Below are 17,854 nucleotides of genomic sequence, written 5' to 3'. Positions count from 1 at the left end.
GCTAGCATATGCACCCCGCTAAACACTCATTCCTGCGACGTGAAGCGTTCTCAGGATGACCATGAATTGTTCGAGAGTTCTGTCGATGACCAATCCTGCCGTGATAGATGAGCTGAAGACCCTGGTTGAGCCTGGCAAGGTCTTGACCGATGCCGACTCCCTGAACGCTTACGGCAAGGATTGGACCAAGCATTTTGCCCCTGCACCTTCGGCCATCGTCTTCCCCAAGACCACCGAACAGGTCCAGGCCATCGTGCGCTGGGCCAACGCGCACAAAATCGCGCTGGTGCCATCGGGCGGACGTACCGGGCTTTCCGCCGCAGCCGTGGCCGCCAACGGCGAAGTGGTCGTGTCGTTCGACTACATGAACCAGGTGCTCGACGTGAACCTCACCGACCGCACCGCGGTCTGCCAGCCTGGCGTGGTCACCGAACAACTGCAGAACAAGGCCGAAGAACATGGCCTGTACTACCCGGTAGACTTCGCTTCGGCCGGTTCCAGCCAGATTGGCGGCAATATCGGCACCAATGCCGGCGGGATCAAGGTCATTCGCTACGGCATGACCCGCAACTGGGTGGCGGGCATGAAGGTCGTCACCGGCAAGGGTGACCTGCTGGAGCTGAACAAGGACCTGATCAAGAACGCCACCGGCTACGACTTGCGGCAGCTGTTCATCGGCGCCGAGGGCACCCTGGGCTTCGTGGTCGAGGCCACCATGCGCCTGGACCGTGCGCCGAAGAACCTCACCGCCATGGTGCTCGGCACACCGGACTTCGATTCGATCATGCCGGTGCTGCACGCCTTCCAGGGCAAGCTGGACCTGACCGCCTTCGAGTTTTTCTCCGACAAGGCCCTGGCCAAGGTCCTCGCTCGCGGCGACGTGCCGGCACCGTTCGAAACCGAGTGCCCGTTCTATGCCCTGCTGGAATTCGAAGCCACCACTGAAGAAGTCGCCAACCACGCCCTGGAAACCTTCGAGCATTGCGTGGAGCAAGGCTGGGTGCTGGACGGCGTGATGAGCCAGAGCGAAACCCAGCTGCAGAACCTGTGGAAGCTGCGCGAATACATCTCCGAAACCATCTCCCACTGGACGCCGTACAAGAACGACATCTCGGTAACCGTCTCCAAGGTTCCGGGTTTCTTGCGGGAAATCGACGCGATCGTCGGCGAACACTACCCGGACTTCGAAATTGTCTGGTTCGGCCACATCGGCGACGGCAACTTGCACTTGAACATCCTCAAGCCGGAAAACCTGAGCAAGGATGAGTTCTTCGCCAAATGCGCGACCGTGAACAAATGGGTCTTTGAAACCGTCGAGAAGTACAACGGCTCGATTTCCGCCGAACACGGCGTGGGCATGACCAAGCGCGACTACCTGACCTATAGTCGTTCACCTGTGGAAATCGAGTACATGAAAGCGGTGAAGGCGGTATTCGACCCGAACGGCATCATGAACCCGGGCAAGATTTTCGCGATTTGACGCCTAAAAACACCTGATGAATCCCAGAAGCAGGAGTCGGTAATGAGCTATCAGCACCAGTATGTCGACGGTACACGTATTCATTTCCCGGTAGGGAAAGTGGTGTGCATTGGCCGTAACTACGCCGAACATGCAAAGGAACTGGATAACCCGGTGCCCACCGAACCCTTGCTGTTCATCAAGCCGGGCAGTTGCGTGGTACCGCTGGAAGGCGGTTTCAGCATTCCTGCCGACCGTGGCTCGGTGCACTACGAGGCGGAAATCGCCGTGCTGATCGGCAAGCCGCTGTCCACCAAGCCCAGCGTTGAAGAAGTACTGGACGCGATCTCCGGCTTCGCCCCGGCCCTGGACCTGACCCTGCGGGACAAGCAGGCCGAACTCAAGGCCAAGGGCCTGCCGTGGGAAGTGGCCAAGTCCTTCGACGGCGCGGCGGTGCTCGCACCGTTCGTGTCGAGCGGCACCTTTGCCGACCTGACCGACATCCCCGTTCGCCTGACCATCAACGGTGAAGTGCGCCAGGACGGCAACAGCAGCCTGATGCTCAACCCTATCGTGCCGATGATCCAGTACATGGCCGGCTGCTTCTCGCTGCAGGCCGGCGACGTGATCCTCACCGGCACCCCGGCGGGCGTCGGGCCGTTGAATGCAGGTGATGAGCTGGTACTGGAGTTGCCGGGGGCGAGCCGCTTCGAAAGCAGCGTTCGCTAACGGCTACACCTGCGCCCCCCTGTGGGAGCGAGCTTGCTCGCGATGAGGCCATCACATCCAGCATTGATGTTGGCTGATACACCGCTATCGCGAGCAAGCTCGGCTCCCACAGGGCTGGGTTGAGTTCCACCCCACCATTTACCGTTTTTTTCACATGCCATCCGGATAATTCCGGGGAATGCGGCATCTGAGCCAGCCACTCCCCTAGCCGAATTTTCTGGAACGCATTCCCCGATGGCCAAACCCCAAGCACTGTCCGCCACCAAACCTGCCCGCCGCTCCCGCTTCGCCCTGCCCTGGTATGCCTGGTCGCTGCTGGCGGTGGCCGCTGCCTATGGCCTGGCGTTTGCGATGCATTGGGACGACCGCGGCCTGCTTTGGCTATCGGAACGCTTCCAGAGCCCAGCCGAGCGCCAGGCGAGCATCTGGCTGCCAGACTACCGCGCCGTGATCGACGCCAAGCCACTATCCGGCATGGAGAAGGACGAGGCGTCCGATGTGACTTACAACCCGCAGACCAAGACCCTGTTCGCCGTCATGGGCAAAAACCCGTTCCTGGTGGAACTGACCCTGCAAGGCGATGTGCTGCGCAAGATGCCCTTGGTGGGTTGGAGCAACCCCGAGGGCGTGGCTTATATGGAAAACGGCCTGCTGGCGATCACCGACGAACGCAATCACACGCTGACCATCGTCCACGTTGGTGCCGATACCCGCGAACTGAACAACGCCGACTTCCCCCACTATGATCTCGGCCCATCCAAGAACCAGAACAAAGGGTTCGAAGCGATCGTCTGGGACCCGCGCAACCAGCAACTGGTGCTCGGAGAGGAACGCCCGCCAGCGCTGTTCACCTGGAAAAGCGATGGCAGCCAGTCGCTCAAGGGCGACAAGCAGATCCATGTCAGCAATGAACTGGACCTGCGCAATCTCTCGGCACTGGCGATCGATCCGCGCACCGGGCACATGCTGGTGCTTTCGGCCGACTCGCATCTGTTGCTGGAACTGGACGAAAAAGGCGAGCAGGTCAGCTTCATGACCTTGCTGGGCGGCTTCAACGGCTTGAAAGACACAATCCCTCGTGCCGAAGGCGTCACCGTCGATGAGGCCGGCAATCTGTACATGGTCAGCGAGCCGAATCTGTTCTATCGTTTCGAAAAACAGCGCTGACAGCACTAACTCTGCGGGATAAATCTTCCTTCGTTGTAGGGTGTGGCACACAGCCATTAAGCTTCAGTTCAGGCAGCCGTGGTATTTCCACGCACCTGTTCTTATCCGAGCCCACCCTGACATGCGTCGACTCGCCCGCCCAAAACCCTTGATCCTGATGCTGCTGACGCTGGCGCTGATCTTCCTGATCGCCGCCGGCCAGCACCTGCGCCTGTTCGAACGCGCCTGGTTCAACGTCAACATCCTCTTCAAACCCATCAACGAGCAAGCCATCGCACTGGACCAATACCAGGTCACAGTCGAGGCGCAGGTAATCGAAGGCCTGAACGATGACGTTTCGGCGCTGACGTTCGATCCGGTACGCAAGAGCTTGTTTACAGTTACCAACCAGAATTCCGAGCTGATCGAGCTGTCACTCGATGGCAAGATCCTGCGGCGCATTGCGCTGATCGGCTTTGGCGATCCGGAGGCAGTGGAATTCATCAGCGAAGACATCTACGTCATCACCGACGAGCGCCAGCAGCGGCTGATAAAGATTCGCCTGGAAGACGACACCCAATTCCTCGACGCCGCCGAAGCCGAACAGATGACCCTGGGCGTGCATATGAGCGGCAACAAGGGGTTCGAAGGACTCGCCTACGATTCGGTAGGCAAACGCCTGTTCGTAGCGAAGGAACGCGACCCGATGCTGATTTATGAAGTGCATGGGTTTCCTCACCACAATCCGGAAAAGTCCTATGCAGTCCATGTGATCAACAACCCCAAGCGCGATGCCGGGTTGTTCGTGCGCGACCTCTCAAGCCTGCAATACGACGAACGCAGCGGCCATTTGCTGGCGCTGTCCGAGGAGTCGCGGTTGATTATCGAATTGGATATCGACGGCCGGCCATTGAGCACGCTGTCGTTGAGCAAGGGCCGCCAGGGCCTGCAAAAAACCGTGCCCCAGGCCGAAGGCCTCGCCATGGACGACGATGGCAACCTGTATCTGGTGAGCGAGCCGAATCTGTTCTACGTGTTCAAGAAGTCACAACCTTGATCCACTTACCCTGAACGACCACAAAAACCCAATGTGGGAGCGAGCTTGCTCGCGATAGCGGTGTATCAGCCATGAAGGTATCGACTGACATACCGCCATCGCGAGCAAGCTTGCTCCCACAGGGTCCGGTGTTGAATCCAATAACTGATCGCCCGGTTTATTCAGCCCGCAGGGTCTTCACCCCTTCAGGGGTCCCTAGCAGCAGCACATCCGCAGGCCGTGCAGCGAACAAACCGTTGGTGACCACGCCCACGATGGCGTTGATCTGGCTTTCCAGTTCCACCGGGTTGGTGATCTGCAGGTTGTGCACGTCGAGGATGATGTTGCCGTTATCGGTCAGCACGCCTTCGCGATACACCGGGTCGCCGCCCAGCTTCACCAGTTCGCGGGCCACATGACTGCGGGCCATCGGGATGACTTCCACTGGCAATGGGAACGCGCCAAGCACCGGCACCAGTTTGCTGGCGTCGGCGATGCAGATGAAGGTCTTGGCCACGGCCGCGACGATCTTCTCGCGAGTCAGGGCCGCGCCACCGCCCTTGATCAGGTTCAGGTGCGCGTCGCTTTCGTCGGCGCCGTCGATGTAGAACTCCAGGTCGCTCACGGTGTTGAGCTCGTACACCGGGATCCCGTGGCCCTTGAGGCGCGCGGCGGTTGCTTCGGAGCTGGCGACCGCGCCGTCGAACGCGCCCTTGTGTTGCGCCAGCGCGTCGATGAAGCAATTGGCCGTAGAGCCGGTGCCAACCCCGACGACGCTCTTGTCATCCAGCTTCGGGAGGATGAGGTCGACGGCGGCCTGGGCCACGGCCTGTTTGAGTTGATCCTGGGTCATGCGGGCTCCGAAAGCGGGCAGGAAGTAAAGAGGGCCGCGAGTATAACCCAACAAAACCTTGGGATTCGTGTGGTCGCCCAGCTAAAAGCCGGGTTAGACTCCTTGGCCCTGCCCAACCCGCTCAGTGATGCTTTCCGATGCTTGAACAGTACGTCAAAAAGATCCTCACCTCGCGCGTTTACGACGTTGCCGTAGAAACCCCGCTGCAGACCGCTCGCCAGCTCTCCGAGCGGCTGGGCAACAGCATTTTGCTCAAGCGCGAAGACTTGCAGCCGGTGTTCTCGTTCAAGATTCGCGGGGCCTACAACAAGCTGACCCAGCTCAGCGACGAAGAGCGCGCACGCGGCGTGGTCACGGCTTCGGCAGGCAACCACGCCCAGGGCCTGGCCCTGGCGGCCAAGGTGCTGGGCGTCAAGGCCACCATCGTGATGCCCAAGACCACCCCGGAAATCAAGGTCGAAGGCGTGCGCTCACGTGGCGGCAAGGTGGTGCTGCACGGTGACTCGTTCCCCGAAGCCCTGGCCTATTCGCTGAAACTGGTCGACGAAAAAGGCTACGTCTACATCCACCCGTATGACGATCCCCACACCATCGCCGGGCAGGGCACCGTGGCGATGGAAATCCTGCGCCAGCACCCGGGACGCCTGGATGCGATCTTCGTCCCGGTGGGCGGTGGCGGGCTGATTGCCGGGATCGCGGCCTACGTGAAATACCTGCGCCCGGACATCAAGATCATCGGCGTCGAGCCGGACGACTCCAATTGCCTGCAAGCGGCGATGGCCGCTGGCGAGCGCGTGGTCCTGCCGACCGTGGGGCTGTTCGCCGACGGCGTCGCCGTGGCACAGATCGGCCAGCACACCTTCGATATCTGCAAGCACTACGTGGACGAAGTCATCACCGTCAGCACCGACGAAATCTGCGCGGCCATCAAGGATATCTACGACGATACCCGCTCGATCACCGAACCTGCCGGCGCCCTGGGCGTGGCCGGGATCAAGAAATACGTCGAGTCACGGGGCATCAGCGGCCAGACCCTGGTGGCCATCGACTCCGGTGCCAACGTCAACTTCGATCGCTTGCGCCACGTTGCCGAACGCGCCGAACTGGGCGAAGGCCGCGAAGCGATCATCGCCGTGACCATCCCCGAGAAGCCGGGCAGCTTCAAGGCGTTCTGCGAAGCTGTCGGCAAGCGCCAGATCACCGAATTCAACTATCGCTACAACACTGGCAGCGAAGCGCACATCTTCGTCGGCGTGCAGACCCACCCGGAAAACGACCCGCGCAGCGCGCTGATCGCCAGCCTGACCGAACAAGGCTTCCCGGTGCTGGACCTGACCGACAATGAACTGGCCAAGTTGCACATTCGCCACATGGTCGGCGGACATGCGGCACATGTCATCGACGAAGTGGTACTGCGCTTCGAATTCCCGGAACGCCCGGGTGCGCTGTTCAACTTCCTCAACAAGCTGGGCGGGCGCTGGAACATCTCGATGTTCCACTACCGCAACCATGGCGCGGCGGATGGCCGTGTGGTCGCCGGGCTGCAGGTGCCGCACGATGAGCGCCACCTGGTGCCGGCCGCCCTGGAAGAAATCGGCTACCCGTACTGGGATGAAAGCGATAACCCGGCCTACCAACTGTTCCTGGGTTGATAAAGCCGGGCTAGGCTGTGAGCAAGACTTGAGGAAAATCCAACAATGGAAACATTGACTGCGCTGAAGATCGCTCACGTCATCGCCACCGTACTGCTGCTGGCGGGCGCCCTGGGGCTGGCCATCTGGGTCTGGCGCACGCGCCGCAACGGCGATGCCACGGCGGCGGCGCGCACGCTGCAACGTCCGCGGCTGTTCATCTGGCTGGTGATGATCCTGGCACTGGCAAGCCTGCCCTTCACGGGCTGGTGGATGGTGCATCAGGTTGGCTGGTCGCTGGGGCAGACCTGGCTGCTGGCTTCCAGCGTGCTCTACACCGTGGCGGCGCTGGCGGGGTTCTGGCTGGTGGTGCGACTGAACAAATTGCGCAAGACGCCGGGAGGTAGCGGGAAGTTTACCTTTGCCTTGGCGCTGTTCAGTGTTGTCTGCTTTATCGCCATTGCGGGGTTGATGGGGGCCAAGCCGGTTTAAAACACAGTCTGTGGGAGCAAGGCTTGCTCCCACAGTCAATTGCGCAACGAAATCACCGGCCAACCCCGCTTCTGGGCCTCGACCCGAAGATTCGGATCCGGATCCACCGCCACCGGATGCGTCACCACCTCCAGCAGCGCCAGGTCATTCATCGAGTCGCTGTAGAAATAGCTGCCGTCGAGCGAATGCCCGGTCTCTTCCAGCCAACGGTTCAGCCGGGTCACCTTGCCCTCGCGAAAGCACGGGACATCCGTGCTGCGCCCGCTGTAGCGCCCGTCGATCATCTCGCACTCGGTGGCGATCAGGGTTTCGACGCCCAGGCGCTCGGCAATCGGCCCGGTGACAAAGCGGTTGGTGGCGGTGATGATCACCAGCTTGTCGCCGGCGTCACGGTGCTTTTCCAGCAATTCGATGGCCTGGGGCAAGACGATCGGCTCGATGCAGTCGCGCATGTAGTCCAGGTGCCACTGGGCCAGCACGTGCATTTCGGTACGACCGAGAATTTCCAGGCAAAAATTCAGGTACTCGGCGTTGTCGAGCTTGCCGGCCAGGTAATCCTGGTAGAACTCGTCGTTGCGTGCCTTGTAGGTCACAGCGTCCAGGAAACCGCGCTCGCACAGGTAATCGCCCCACGCGTGGTCGCTGTCGCCGCCCAGCAATGTGTTGTCCAAGTCGAATAAAGCCAGCCGCATTGCAGTTACTCGCTGAAAAATCTGAAGAAAGGCGTCCAGAATACGGACTTTTCACAAGAGTGCACATAAGCTAGGCGGGCTCGTTGCTGCTTTCACAACCTTTGTGGAACAATGCGGCGACATGCGTTTGCGAGGTTGTTGCCGTGATCGACCCCGATGGTTTCCGCCCCAATGTGGGGATCATTCTTACGAATGATGCAGGGCAGGTGCTATGGGCTCGCCGTATCAATCAAGACGCCTGGCAGTTTCCCCAGGGCGGGATCAACCCCCAGGAGACGCCGGAAGAGGCCTTGTACCGCGAGTTGAACGAAGAAGTGGGGCTTGAGCGAGAAGATGTCGAAATACTCGCCTGCACCCGAGGCTGGTTGCGCTATCGTTTGCCGCAACGCCTGGTCAGGACGCACAGCCAACCGCTGTGCATCGGCCAGAAGCAGAAATGGTTTCTCCTGCGCCTGATCTCCAACGAGCAGCGGGTGCGGATGGATTTGACCGGTAAACCGGAGTTCGATGGCTGGCGCTGGGTCAGCTATTGGTATCCGTTGGGCCAGGTGGTGACATTCAAGCGCGAAGTGTACCGACGCGCTCTCAAAGAGCTTGCCCCGCGCCTGCTGACGCGCGACTGACGACGGAGTTCGACCCCGAGCCATGCTCAATACGCTGCGCAAGATCGTCCAGGAAGTTAACTCCGCCAAGGATCTCAAGGCGGCGTTGGGGATTATTGTATTGCGTGTCAAAGAGGCCATGGGCAGCCAGGTCTGCTCGGTCTACCTGCTGGATCCCGAGACCAATCGTTTCGTGCTGATGGCCACCGAGGGCTTGAACAAGCGCTCCATCGGCAAAGTCAGCATGGCCCCCAATGAAGGCCTGGTCGGTCTGGTCGGCACACGCGAAGAACCCCTGAACCTCGAAAACGCTGCGGATCACCCGCGCTACCGCTACTTTGCCGAAACCGGCGAAGAGCGCTATGCCTCGTTCCTCGGCGCACCGATCATCCACCACCGCCGCGTTGTCGGCGTGTTGGTCATCCAGCAAAAAGAACGCCGCCAGTTCGATGAGGGTGAAGAAGCCTTCCTCGTGACCATGAGCGCGCAACTGGCCGGGGTTATCGCCCACGCCGAGGCCACCGGCTCGATCAGCGGCCTGGGTCGACAGGGCAAGGGCATCCAGGAAGCCAAGTTCGTCGGCGTACCGGGTTCACCGGGCGCGGCGGTGGGCACGGCGGTGGTCATGTTGCCGCCCGCCGACCTGGACGTGGTGCCAGACAAGACCATCACCGATATCGACGCCGAATTGGGCTTGTTCAAGACCGCCATCGAAGGCGTGCGCGCCGACATGCGCGCCCTGTCGGCCAAGCTGGCGACGCAGTTGCGCCCTGAAGAGCGCGCGCTGTTCGACGTTTACCTGATGATGCTCGACGATGCCTCCCTGGGCAGCGAAGTGACCACCATCATCAAGACCGGCCAGTGGGCCCAGGGCGCACTGCGCCAGGTGGTGACCGACCACGTCAACCGTTTCGAACTGATGGACGACGCCTATCTGCGCGAGCGGGCCTCGGACGTCAAGGACCTTGGCCGCCGGTTGCTGGCCTACTTGCAGCAAGAGCGCCAGCAGACCCTGGTCTACCCCGACAACACCATCCTGGTCAGCGAAGAGCTGACCCCGGCCATGCTCGGCGAAGTGCCCGAAGGCAAGCTGGCGGGGCTGGTCTCGGTATTGGGTTCGGGCAACTCCCACGTGGCAATCCTGGCCCGGGCCATGGGCATCCCGACGGTGATGGGCCTGGTGGACCTGCCGTACTCCAAGGTCGACGGCATCCAGATGATCGTCGATGGCTACCACGGCGAGGTCTACACCAACCCCAGCGACGTGCTGCGCAAGCAGTTTGCCGATGTGGTCGAGGAAGAAAAGCAACTGTCCCTGGGCCTGGATGCGCTGCGGGACCTGCCGTGCGTGACGCTCGACGGCCACCGCATGCCGCTGTGGGTCAACACCGGCCTGCTGGCCGACGTGGCCCGGGCGCAGAAACGTGGCGCCGAAGGTGTGGGCCTGTACCGCACCGAAGTGCCGTTCATGATCAACCAGCGCTTCCCCAGCGAAAAGGAACAGCTGGCGATCTACCGCGAACAACTGGCCGCGTTCCACCCGCAACCGGTGACCATGCGCAGCCTGGACATCGGCGGCGACAAGTCCCTGTCCTACTTCCCGATCAAGGAAGACAACCCGTTCCTCGGCTGGCGCGGTATTCGCGTGACGCTCGACCACCCGGAAATCTTCCTGGTCCAGGCCCGCGCCATGCTCAAGGCCAGCGAAGGCCTGAACAACCTGCGCATCCTGTTGCCGATGATCTCCGGCACCCATGAACTGGAAGAAGCCCTGCACCTGATCCACCGGGCCTGGGGCGAAGTACGCGACGAAGGCACCGATGTACCGATGCCGCCAGTGGGCGTGATGATCGAGATTCCGGCGGCGGTGTACCAGACCAAGGAACTGGCGCGGCAGGTGGACTTCCTGTCGGTGGGTTCCAACGACCTGACCCAGTATCTGCTGGCCGTGGACCGCAACAACCCGCGGGTCGCGGACCTGTACGACTACCTGCACCCGGCGGTGCTGCAAGCCTTGCAGAACGTGGTGCGTGATGCCCATGCCGAAGGCAAGCCGGTGAGCATCTGCGGCGAAATGGCCGGCGACCCGGCGGCGGCAGTGCTGCTGATGGCGATGGGGTTCGACAGCTTGTCGATGAACGCCACCAACCTGCCGAAAGTGAAGTGGATGCTGCGCCAGATCAACCTCAGCAAGGCCCAGGAATTGCTCGCGGAGGTGATGACCATCGACAACCCGCAAGTAATCCACAGCTCCTTGCAACTGGCGCTGAAGAACCTTGGGTTGGCGCGGATGATCAATCCGGCTTCGAACAAGACCCTCTGACCCCTATCGCGAGCAAGCTCGCTCCCACAGGGGATCTCGGTTGTTCACAAAATATGTGTTCACTGAAGATCCACTGTGGGAGCGAGCTTGCTCGCGATGAGGCCGGCAATCACACAGCAAAAACTAAACCCTGACTTCCACCTCCCCCAAATGCCCCCCATGCGGCCCGAAACTGCGCTCGACCATCTGCCGCGTCCCGTCGGCATGGACAATCAGCGCCGTACTGGCCCGCGTCCCGTAGGCCGGGCTGGCGATGAACACACTCGATAGCAGCATCTCGGTCGCCACTCCCACCCCCGTATCAGGCAGCTCAGCCACCGAAGCAGGTTGCGGGTCGTTCAACAGCGTAAGCAGTGCCTCAGGCCGCGGATCGTCCAGCACTTCGCCCAGCGCCGCGCGGGCCTTGAGCAACTTGGGCCAGGGTGTGTTCAGCCCAGCGTTCGACAAGCCATAGAGCCCCTCGCCCAACCGCTGCGGCTGGGTATCGCGGGCGTTGTGGTGCCAGAGCTCGACGCCATCGCCGAGCAGCAGGTTGAACCCACCATACTCGCTGGCGCGGGGCACGATTTCGCTCAAATACTCGGCAATCGAAAGATTTCCGGTCAGAAACCGCGCCACCAGTTCGCCACGCGACTTGAATGCCGGCAACTGGCCCGGGTCACGAATGTTGGTCAGCGCTGCAAAGCGCCCCTCGGCGCCAATGCCGAGCCAGGTGCCGCCGGCCTCCAGGTCGCGCCCGGCATGCACATGGGGCGCATCAGGCCACTGGGCCAGGGGCAAGGTCGGCCGGGCATAGAACTCGTCGCGGTTGGCCGCCACGATCAGCGGCCGGGCATGGCCGGGTCGCCAGGCAAATACGATCAGGCACATCAGGTTGTCCTGTTTAAAAATGAAGCTGAACGACACCGCTTTTGTGGCGAGGGGATTTATCCCCTCGCCACAGGGACAGCGATCATTAGCCACTCTACTCACACATCCATCATGCATCCATCGCCTTCAGTGGAGCCAGGGACCATGGATCCGTTACCATGCCGCTCTTATTTCGGGGATGGGTGGGGAGACGCTGGTGGAATTTGTGCTCTATCTGCTGCTCGGCGCCTGCGCCGGCGTGCTGGCCGGGTTGTTCGGCGTGGGGGGCGGGATCATCATCGTCCCGGTGCTGGTGTTCAGTTTCACCCTGCAGGGCTTCGACCCGCAGGTGTTGACGCACCTGGCCGTCGGCACCTCGCTGGCATCAATCATCTTCACCTCGGTCAATGCCGTGCGTGAGCACCAGCGCAAAGGCGCGGTGCGCTGGCCGATTTTCGCCTGGATGACCGTCGGGATCCTGATCGGTGCCGGATTCGGCGCGATCACCGCCGAAGCGATTTCCGGCCCGCACCTGCAAAAGATCATCGGCGTGTTCGCCCTGATCGTTGCCGTGCAACTGGCCCTGGACTTCAAGCCCAACGCCAGTCGCAGCGTACCGGGCAAGGCCGGACTGACCCTGGCCGGCACGGTGATCGGCTGGGCCTCGGCGATTTTCGGCATCGGTGGCGGTTCGCTGACCGTGCCGTTCCTGACCTGGCGCAGCGTGCCGATGCAGCAGGCGGTCGCAACCTCATCGGCCTGCGGACTGCCCATCGCCGTGGTCAGTGCTTTAAGTTTCATGATTCTGGGCTGGCACGATCCGCTGCTGCCGGCCCATAGTCTCGGTTTTGTGTATTTGCCGGCGCTGCTGGGCATCGCCCTGACCAGCATGGTCTTCGCCCGCTTCGGTGCGCGGCTGGCCCATCGCCTGTCACCGCGCTTGCTCAAGCGGCTGTTCGCCGCCCTGCTATTCTGCGTCGGCTTGAGTTTCCTGTTCTGACGCAATCCTGGCTTAATCCCGAGGTGGCAGCGTCGCCCGGGTATTTTTGACGTTTACGAGGAATATCAATGCTGCCTTACCCGCAGATCGATCCGGTGGCCCTGGCCATCGGCCCGCTGAAAATCCACTGGTACGGCCTGATGTACCTGGTCGGCATCGGCGGCGCCTGGTTGCTGGCGTCGCGCAGGCTCAACCGTTTCGACCCGACCTGGAACAAGGAAAAGCTCTCCGACCTGGTGTTCTGGCTATCCATGGGCGTGATCGTCGGCGGGCGCCTGGGTTACGTGCTGTTCTACGACCTGAGTGCGTACCTGGCCAACCCGACGCTGATCTTCGAGGTCTGGAAGGGCGGCATGTCGTTCCACGGTGGGTTCATCGGCGTGATGCTGGCGGCGTTGTGGTTCGGCAAGCGCAACAACAAATCGTTTTTCGAGCTGATGGACTTCGTCGCGCCGATGGTGCCGATCGGCCTGGGCGCCGGGCGCATCGGCAACTTCATCAATGCCGAATTGTGGGGCAAGCCGACCGACGTGCCGTGGGCGATGATCTTTCCGCCGTTCAGCGATCCGGCGCAGCTGCCGCGCCACCCGTCGCAGCTGTATCAGTTCGCCCTCGAAGGCGTGGCACTGTTCCTGATCCTCTGGCTGTTCTCGCGCAAGCCACGGCCAACCATGGCGGTGTCGGGCATGTTTGCGCTGTTCTACGGGATCTTCCGTTTCATCGTTGAATTCGTCCGCGTACCGGACGCCCAGCTCGGCTATCTGGCGTGGAACTGGCTGACCATGGGCCAGGTGCTGTGCCTGCCGATGATCGTCGGCGGCCTGGCGCTGATCTGGCTGGCTTATCATCGTGCGCCGGCTGCGGCGGCCAAGGTTTAAAATTCGAACCCCGGGGCGCTGGCCCTGGGTTCAAGGACACAGGTAACCCATGAAGCAATATCTCGATCTGGTGGCCCACGTCATCAAGAACGGCACCAAGCAAGCCAACCGCACCGGTGTGAACACCATCAGCTTCCCCGGCGCCATGCTGCGCTATGACTTGAAAGATGGCTTCCCAGCCATCACCACCCGCAAGATGGCCTTCAAATCGGCCATCGGCGAGATGTGCGGCTTCCTGCGCGGCGTAAACAATGCCGCCGAATTCCGAGCCCTGGGCTGCAAGGTCTGGGACCAGAACGCCAACGAAAACGCCCAGTGGCTGGCCAACCCGTTCCGCCAGGGCGAAGACGACCTGGGCGAGATCTATGGCGTGCAATGGCGCAAGTGGCCGGCCTACAAACAGATCCCCCTGAGCAACCCGGCGGCCATCGAGCAGACCCTGGCCCAGGGTTACCGGCAGATCGCCGAAGGCGAAGAAAACGGCCAGGCCTACGTGGTGCTGTACAAGGCCATCGACCAGGTTCGCCAGTGTGTCGACACCATCATCAAGGACCCGGGCAGCCGGCGCATCCTGTTCCACGGCTGGAACTGCGCCCAGCTCGATGAGATGGCCCTGCCGCCGTGCCACCTGCTCTACCAGTTCCACCCGAATGTCGAGACCAGGGAAATCTCCCTGACCCTCTATATCCGCTCCAACGACCTGGGCCTGGGCACGCCGTTCAACCTCACCGAAGGCGCCGCGCTGCTGAGCCTGATCGGTCGCCTGACCGGCTACACACCGCGCTGGTTCACCTATTTCATCGGCGATGCCCACGTCTACGAAAACCACTTGGACATGCTTAACGAACAGCTCACGCGCGAGCCGTTCCCGATGCCCAAGCTGGTGATTTCCGAGCGTGTGCCGGAATTCGCCAAGACCGGTGTGTACCAGCCTGAGTGGCTGGAGTTGGTGGAACCGAGCGACTTCTCCCTCGAAGGCTACCAGCACCACGCGCCGATGACCGCGCCGATGGCGGTCTAAAAGAATCCCACCATCACCCCTGTGGACGGGCCTGTGGGAGCAAAGCTTGCTCGCGATGGAAACGCCTCGATCCGTCAGAAGATCGCGTTATCGTTCATCGCGAGCAAGCTTTGCTCCCACAGGATCGCACCAAGCTTTGCTCCCACAGGCTCGCCTATAGGCCTCTGTGTATTCGGATTAGCGGCAAGGGCTTAATGCCCGTGGCTGCGCCCCACATGCGAATGCTCCACCTCCGGCGCCACCGCTCCACTGACTTCCAACCGCCGCAAGATCCCGCATTGATCCAGGTCCGGTCCTTCGCCGCAGCGATGGCGCAGGTCGATCAGTTGCGTCTGCAACGCCAGCAGGCCGTCGATGCGGGCCTTGACGTGTTGAATGTGTTCGTCGATCAGCGCGTTGACGCTTTCGCACTGGTCCTGGGGGCTGTCGCGCAGGGCCAGGAGGCTGCGGATTTCTTCCAGGGTCATGTCCAGGGTGCGGCAGTTGCGGATGAACGTCAGCCGCTCGGCATGGGCCTGGGTGTAGACGCGGTAATTACCGTCGCTGCGGGCCGGTTCCGGCAGCAAGCCTTCGCGCTCGTAGTAACGGATGGTTTCGACCTGGCAGTCAGTGATTTTCGCCAGTTCTCCGATCTTCATGGTGCGGCCTCCCAAATAGGTGCTTGACCCTATAGTGGCTACAGGGTCTTTACTGCGCAACAGGCACTTTTCACGGACGTCACCCGATGAGCGATTCCCTTCACATCCACAAACCCGACCACGGCCATGACCACGGGCATTCCTGCTGCGCATCGAAAGCAGCCCCGTCGCAGGTCATCCTCGACAAAACGCCGACGGACGGTGCGCGGCTGAGCAGTTTCCGCATCGAAGCCATGGACTGCCCCACCGAACAGACGCTGATCCAGAACAAGCTCGGCAAGCTCGAAGGCGTGCAGCAACTGGACTTCAACCTGATCAACCGCGTGCTGGGCGTGACCCATGATTTGCCTAGCGACGCGCCCATCATCAAGGCCATCGAATCCTTAGGGATGCAGGCCGAGCCGATGACGCCAGGCAAAGAGAAAGCCACCCCTGACTTGCCCGCCCCGGCCAAGCCCTGGTGGCCGCTGGCGCTGTCCGGCGTGACGGCCCTGGGTGCCGAGTTGATCCACTTCACCAGCGCCGCGCCAAACTGGGTGGTCGCGCTGGTGGCGTTGGTGTCGATCCTCAGCGGCGGCCTGGGTACCTACAAGAAGGGCTGGATCGCCCTGAAGAACCGCAACTTGAACATCAACGCGCTGATGAGCATCGCCGTGACCGGCGCCGTGTTGATCGGCCAATGGCCGGAAGCGGCGATGGTGATGTTCCTGTTCACCGTGGCCGAGCTGATCGAAGCCAAATCCCTCGATCGGGCGCGCAACGCCATCAGTGGCCTGATGCAGATGGCCCCGGAACAGGCCACCGTGCAACAGGCCGATGGCAGCTGGCAGGCGCAAGACGTAAAAGTCATCGCCCTCGGTGCGCGGGTACGGGTTCGCCCGGGCGAAAGGGTTGGCCTGGACGGCGACGTGGTCGCCGGTCGTTCGACCATTGACCAGGCACCGATCACGGGCGAGAGCCTGCCGGTGGAAAAAACCATCGGCGACAAGGTGTTTGCCGGCACCATCAACCAGGCCGGCGAATTGGAATACACCGTGACCGCGGCGGCCGATCACTCCACCCTGGCGCGAATCATCCACGCCGTGGAACAGGCCCAGGGCTCCCGCGCGCCGACCCAGCGCTTCGTCGACCAGTTCTCGAAAATCTACACCCCGGCGGTGTTTGTCCTGGCCCTGGCTGTAGCCATCATCCCACCGCTGTTCATGGGCGCGGCGTGGTTCGACTGGATCTACCGGGCGCTGGTGCTGCTGGTGGTCGCTTGCCCGTGCGCACTGGTGATTTCCACCCCCGTGACCATCGTCAGCGGCCTCGCCGCCGCTGCGCGCAAAGGCATCCTGGTCAAGGGCGGCGTGTACCTGGAGGGCGGCTACAAGCTCGACTACCTGGCCTTGGACAAGACCGGCACGATCACCCACGGCAAGCCGGTGCAAACCGACTATGTGGCGCTGGACCCGAGCGTGGAAACCACCGCTCCGGCCCTGGCCGCCAGCCTCGCTGCCCGCTCCGACCACCCGGTTTCCCGGGCGATTGCCAACGCGGCTGTGGATAAACAACTGACACAGCAGGTTGTGGATAACTTCGAGGCGCTTGCCGGGCGCGGCGTGCGCGGCGACATCGGCGGGCAGACTTATCACCTGGGCAATCACCGCCTCGTGGAAGACCTCGGCCTGTGCTCGCCCGAACTGGAAGAGAAACTCTTCGCCCTGGAAAAACAAGGCAAGTCCGTGGTGCTGCTGCTCGACGCTACAGGCCCGTTGGCGCTGTTTGCCGTGGCCGACACCGTGAAGGACTCCAGCCGCGAGGCCATCCGGCAACTGCATGGCCTGGGCATCAAGACCTTGATGCTCACCGGCGACAACGCCCACACCGCCGACGCGATTGCCGCGCAGGTAGGCATGGACCAGGCTCGGGGCGACCTGCTGCCCGAAGACAAGCTGCAAGCCATCGAAGCGTTGTACGCCCAGGGTCACCGCGTCGGCATGGTCGGCGACGGCATCAACGACGCCCCGGCCCTGGCCCGTTCGGAAATCGGTTTCGCCATGGCGGCGGCCGGCACCGACACGGCCATCGAAACCGCCGATGTCGCCTTGATGGACGATGATCTGCGCAAGATCCCGGCTTTCATTCGCCTGTCGCGGCAGACTTCAAGCATCCTGAAACAGAACATTGCCTTGGCGTTGGTGATCAAGGCGATCTTCCTCGGGTTCACCTTCGCCGGGTTCGCCACCATGTGGATGGCGGTGTTCGCCGACATGGGGGTGAGTTTGCTGGTGGTGTTCAATGGGTTGCGGTTGTTGCGCAAATGAAGCGCTCAGGGGGCTGAAATGACGCCTCGCGAGCAAGCTTTGCTCCCACAGATCTTTGCGAATACAGAATCTGAATTCACCACGGATCTGCTGTGGGAGCAAAGCTTGCTCCCACAGTTGGATCTTTGTGAAGACAGAACTTGAATCACCACATATCTGCTGTGGGAGCAAAGCTTGCTCGCGATGGGCTGCACAGCAG

General features: G+C 61.8%; 16 protein-coding genes. 12 read left to right on the top strand and 4 right to left on the bottom strand.

Annotation, left to right across the window (positions count from 1 at the left end):
* Positions 1–85: 85 nt before the first annotated feature.
* The 4 genes from KI235_RS01395 (at position 86) to KI235_RS01380 (ending at position 4,391) form a co-directional block, all read left to right on the top strand.
* The gene (locus KI235_RS01395) at positions 86–1,480 is read left to right on the top strand and encodes an FAD-binding oxidoreductase (protein WP_003196640.1); all 1,395 of its coding nucleotides are present in this window, start codon (positions 86–88) and stop codon (positions 1,478–1,480) included.
* A 42-nt stretch (positions 1,481–1,522) separates the two neighbouring features.
* On the top strand, positions 1,523–2,188 hold the full coding sequence (locus KI235_RS01390; protein ID WP_003196639.1) for a fumarylacetoacetate hydrolase family protein: 666 nt from the start codon (positions 1,523–1,525) through the stop codon (positions 2,186–2,188).
* A gap of 234 nt (positions 2,189–2,422) precedes the next feature.
* Positions 2,423–3,355: an SdiA-regulated domain-containing protein gene (locus KI235_RS01385; protein ID WP_003196638.1), complete on the top strand. Its 933-nt coding sequence runs from the start codon at positions 2,423–2,425 to the stop codon at positions 3,353–3,355.
* A 121-nt stretch (positions 3,356–3,476) separates the two neighbouring features.
* Positions 3,477–4,391 carry an SdiA-regulated domain-containing protein gene (locus KI235_RS01380; protein WP_003196637.1) on the top strand — a complete coding sequence of 305 codons (915 nt, stop codon included), beginning with the start codon at positions 3,477–3,479 and terminating at the stop codon, positions 4,389–4,391.
* Positions 4,392–4,548: 157 nt separating this feature from the next.
* On the opposite strand, the gene rpiA is transcribed toward KI235_RS01380, so the two are convergent.
* The gene (gene rpiA / locus KI235_RS01375) at positions 4,549–5,223 is read right to left on the bottom strand and encodes a ribose-5-phosphate isomerase RpiA (protein WP_013692033.1); all 675 of its coding nucleotides are present in this window, start codon (positions 5,221–5,223) and stop codon (positions 4,549–4,551) included.
* Between the two features lie 137 nt (positions 5,224–5,360).
* Here rpiA and ilvA point away from each other — a divergent pair, with 137 nt between their 5' ends.
* Entirely contained in the window at positions 5,361–6,875 is a 1,515-nt protein-coding gene (ilvA, locus tag KI235_RS01370; protein WP_003196635.1) for a threonine ammonia-lyase, biosynthetic, read from the top strand.
* A gap of 45 nt (positions 6,876–6,920) precedes the next feature.
* Positions 6,921–7,346, top strand: a complete 426-nt coding sequence (locus KI235_RS01365; protein ID WP_003196634.1) for a DUF2269 family protein — start codon at positions 6,921–6,923, stop codon at positions 7,344–7,346.
* 35 nt (positions 7,347–7,381) lie between these two features.
* Here the strand turns inward: KI235_RS01365 and KI235_RS01360 are convergent, their stop codons facing one another.
* A complete protein-coding gene (locus KI235_RS01360) occupies positions 7,382–8,038 on the bottom strand; it encodes an HAD family hydrolase (protein WP_003196633.1) in 657 nt (218 codons plus the stop codon).
* A gap of 143 nt (positions 8,039–8,181) precedes the next feature.
* Between KI235_RS01360 and KI235_RS01355 the strand changes: the two genes are divergently transcribed.
* The gene (locus KI235_RS01355; RefSeq protein ID WP_003186867.1) at positions 8,182–8,661 is read left to right on the top strand and encodes an RNA pyrophosphohydrolase; all 480 of its coding nucleotides are present in this window, start codon (positions 8,182–8,184) and stop codon (positions 8,659–8,661) included.
* A 22-nt stretch (positions 8,662–8,683) separates the two neighbouring features.
* Positions 8,684–10,963 (top strand): phosphoenolpyruvate--protein phosphotransferase, encoded by a 2,280-nt coding sequence (gene ptsP, locus KI235_RS01350; protein ID WP_003196632.1) that lies wholly within the window; start codon positions 8,684–8,686, stop codon positions 10,961–10,963.
* A 123-nt stretch (positions 10,964–11,086) separates the two neighbouring features.
* On the opposite strand, the gene KI235_RS01345 is transcribed toward ptsP, so the two are convergent.
* Positions 11,087–11,833 (bottom strand): NRDE family protein, encoded by a 747-nt coding sequence (locus tag KI235_RS01345; RefSeq protein ID WP_013692032.1) that lies wholly within the window; start codon positions 11,831–11,833, stop codon positions 11,087–11,089.
* 196 nt (positions 11,834–12,029) lie between these two features.
* On the opposite strand from KI235_RS01345, the gene KI235_RS01340 reads away from it, so the two are divergent.
* From KI235_RS01340 to KI235_RS01330, 3 genes are all read left to right on the top strand, one after another.
* Positions 12,030–12,812: a sulfite exporter TauE/SafE family protein gene (locus tag KI235_RS01340; RefSeq protein ID WP_003196628.1), complete on the top strand. Its 783-nt coding sequence runs from the start codon at positions 12,030–12,032 to the stop codon at positions 12,810–12,812.
* Between the two features lie 68 nt (positions 12,813–12,880).
* Positions 12,881–13,690: a prolipoprotein diacylglyceryl transferase gene (gene lgt, locus KI235_RS01335; protein ID WP_003196626.1), complete on the top strand. Its 810-nt coding sequence runs from the start codon at positions 12,881–12,883 to the stop codon at positions 13,688–13,690.
* A 49-nt stretch (positions 13,691–13,739) separates the two neighbouring features.
* Entirely contained in the window at positions 13,740–14,711 is a 972-nt protein-coding gene (locus KI235_RS01330) for a thymidylate synthase (RefSeq protein ID WP_003196624.1), read from the top strand.
* A 191-nt stretch (positions 14,712–14,902) separates the two neighbouring features.
* Here the strand turns inward: KI235_RS01330 and cadR are convergent, their stop codons facing one another.
* Complete coding sequence (gene cadR / locus KI235_RS01325; protein ID WP_212795450.1) at positions 14,903–15,349, bottom strand: Cd(II)/Pb(II)-responsive transcriptional regulator; 447 nt, start codon at positions 15,347–15,349, stop codon at positions 14,903–14,905.
* 86 nt (positions 15,350–15,435) lie between these two features.
* On the opposite strand from cadR, the gene KI235_RS01320 reads away from it, so the two are divergent.
* On the top strand, positions 15,436–17,655 hold the full coding sequence (locus KI235_RS01320) for a heavy metal translocating P-type ATPase (RefSeq protein WP_013692031.1): 2,220 nt from the start codon (positions 15,436–15,438) through the stop codon (positions 17,653–17,655).
* Positions 17,656–17,854: the final 199 nt, after the last annotated feature.

The organism is Pseudomonas sp. St386, from assembly GCF_018325865.1.
Taxonomy (GTDB): domain Bacteria; phylum Pseudomonadota; class Gammaproteobacteria; order Pseudomonadales; family Pseudomonadaceae; genus Aquipseudomonas; species Aquipseudomonas brassicacearum.
Note: the sequence above shows the minus strand (reverse complement) of the source record. Positions and strands in the feature narration are given on the sequence as shown.

Excerpts from the sequence above, each read along its gene's own strand:
- KI235_RS01395 (WP_003196640.1), top strand. The coding sequence starts at position 86 with ATGACCAATCCTGCCGTGATAGATGAGCTGAAGACCCTGGTTGAGCCT.
- KI235_RS01390 (WP_003196639.1), top strand. The coding sequence starts at position 1,523 with ATGAGCTATCAGCACCAGTATGTCGACGGTACACGTATTCATTTCCCG.
- KI235_RS01385 (WP_003196638.1), top strand. The coding sequence starts at position 2,423 with ATGGCCAAACCCCAAGCACTGTCCGCCACCAAACCTGCCCGCCGCTCC.
- KI235_RS01380 (WP_003196637.1), top strand. The coding sequence starts at position 3,477 with ATGCGTCGACTCGCCCGCCCAAAACCCTTGATCCTGATGCTGCTGACG.
- rpiA (WP_013692033.1), bottom strand. The coding sequence starts at position 5,223 with ATGACCCAGGATCAACTCAAACAGGCCGTGGCCCAGGCCGCCGTCGAC.
- ilvA (WP_003196635.1), top strand. The coding sequence starts at position 5,361 with ATGCTTGAACAGTACGTCAAAAAGATCCTCACCTCGCGCGTTTACGAC.
- KI235_RS01365 (WP_003196634.1), top strand. The coding sequence starts at position 6,921 with ATGGAAACATTGACTGCGCTGAAGATCGCTCACGTCATCGCCACCGTA.
- KI235_RS01360 (WP_003196633.1), bottom strand. The coding sequence starts at position 8,038 with ATGCGGCTGGCTTTATTCGACTTGGACAACACATTGCTGGGCGGCGAC.
- ptsP (WP_003196632.1), top strand. The coding sequence starts at position 8,684 with ATGCTCAATACGCTGCGCAAGATCGTCCAGGAAGTTAACTCCGCCAAG.
- KI235_RS01345 (WP_013692032.1), bottom strand. The coding sequence starts at position 11,833 with ATGTGCCTGATCGTATTTGCCTGGCGACCCGGCCATGCCCGGCCGCTG.
- lgt (WP_003196626.1), top strand. The coding sequence starts at position 12,881 with ATGCTGCCTTACCCGCAGATCGATCCGGTGGCCCTGGCCATCGGCCCG.
- KI235_RS01330 (WP_003196624.1), top strand. The coding sequence starts at position 13,740 with ATGAAGCAATATCTCGATCTGGTGGCCCACGTCATCAAGAACGGCACC.
- cadR (WP_212795450.1), bottom strand. The coding sequence starts at position 15,349 with ATGAAGATCGGAGAACTGGCGAAAATCACTGACTGCCAGGTCGAAACC.
- KI235_RS01320 (WP_013692031.1), top strand. The coding sequence starts at position 15,436 with ATGAGCGATTCCCTTCACATCCACAAACCCGACCACGGCCATGACCAC.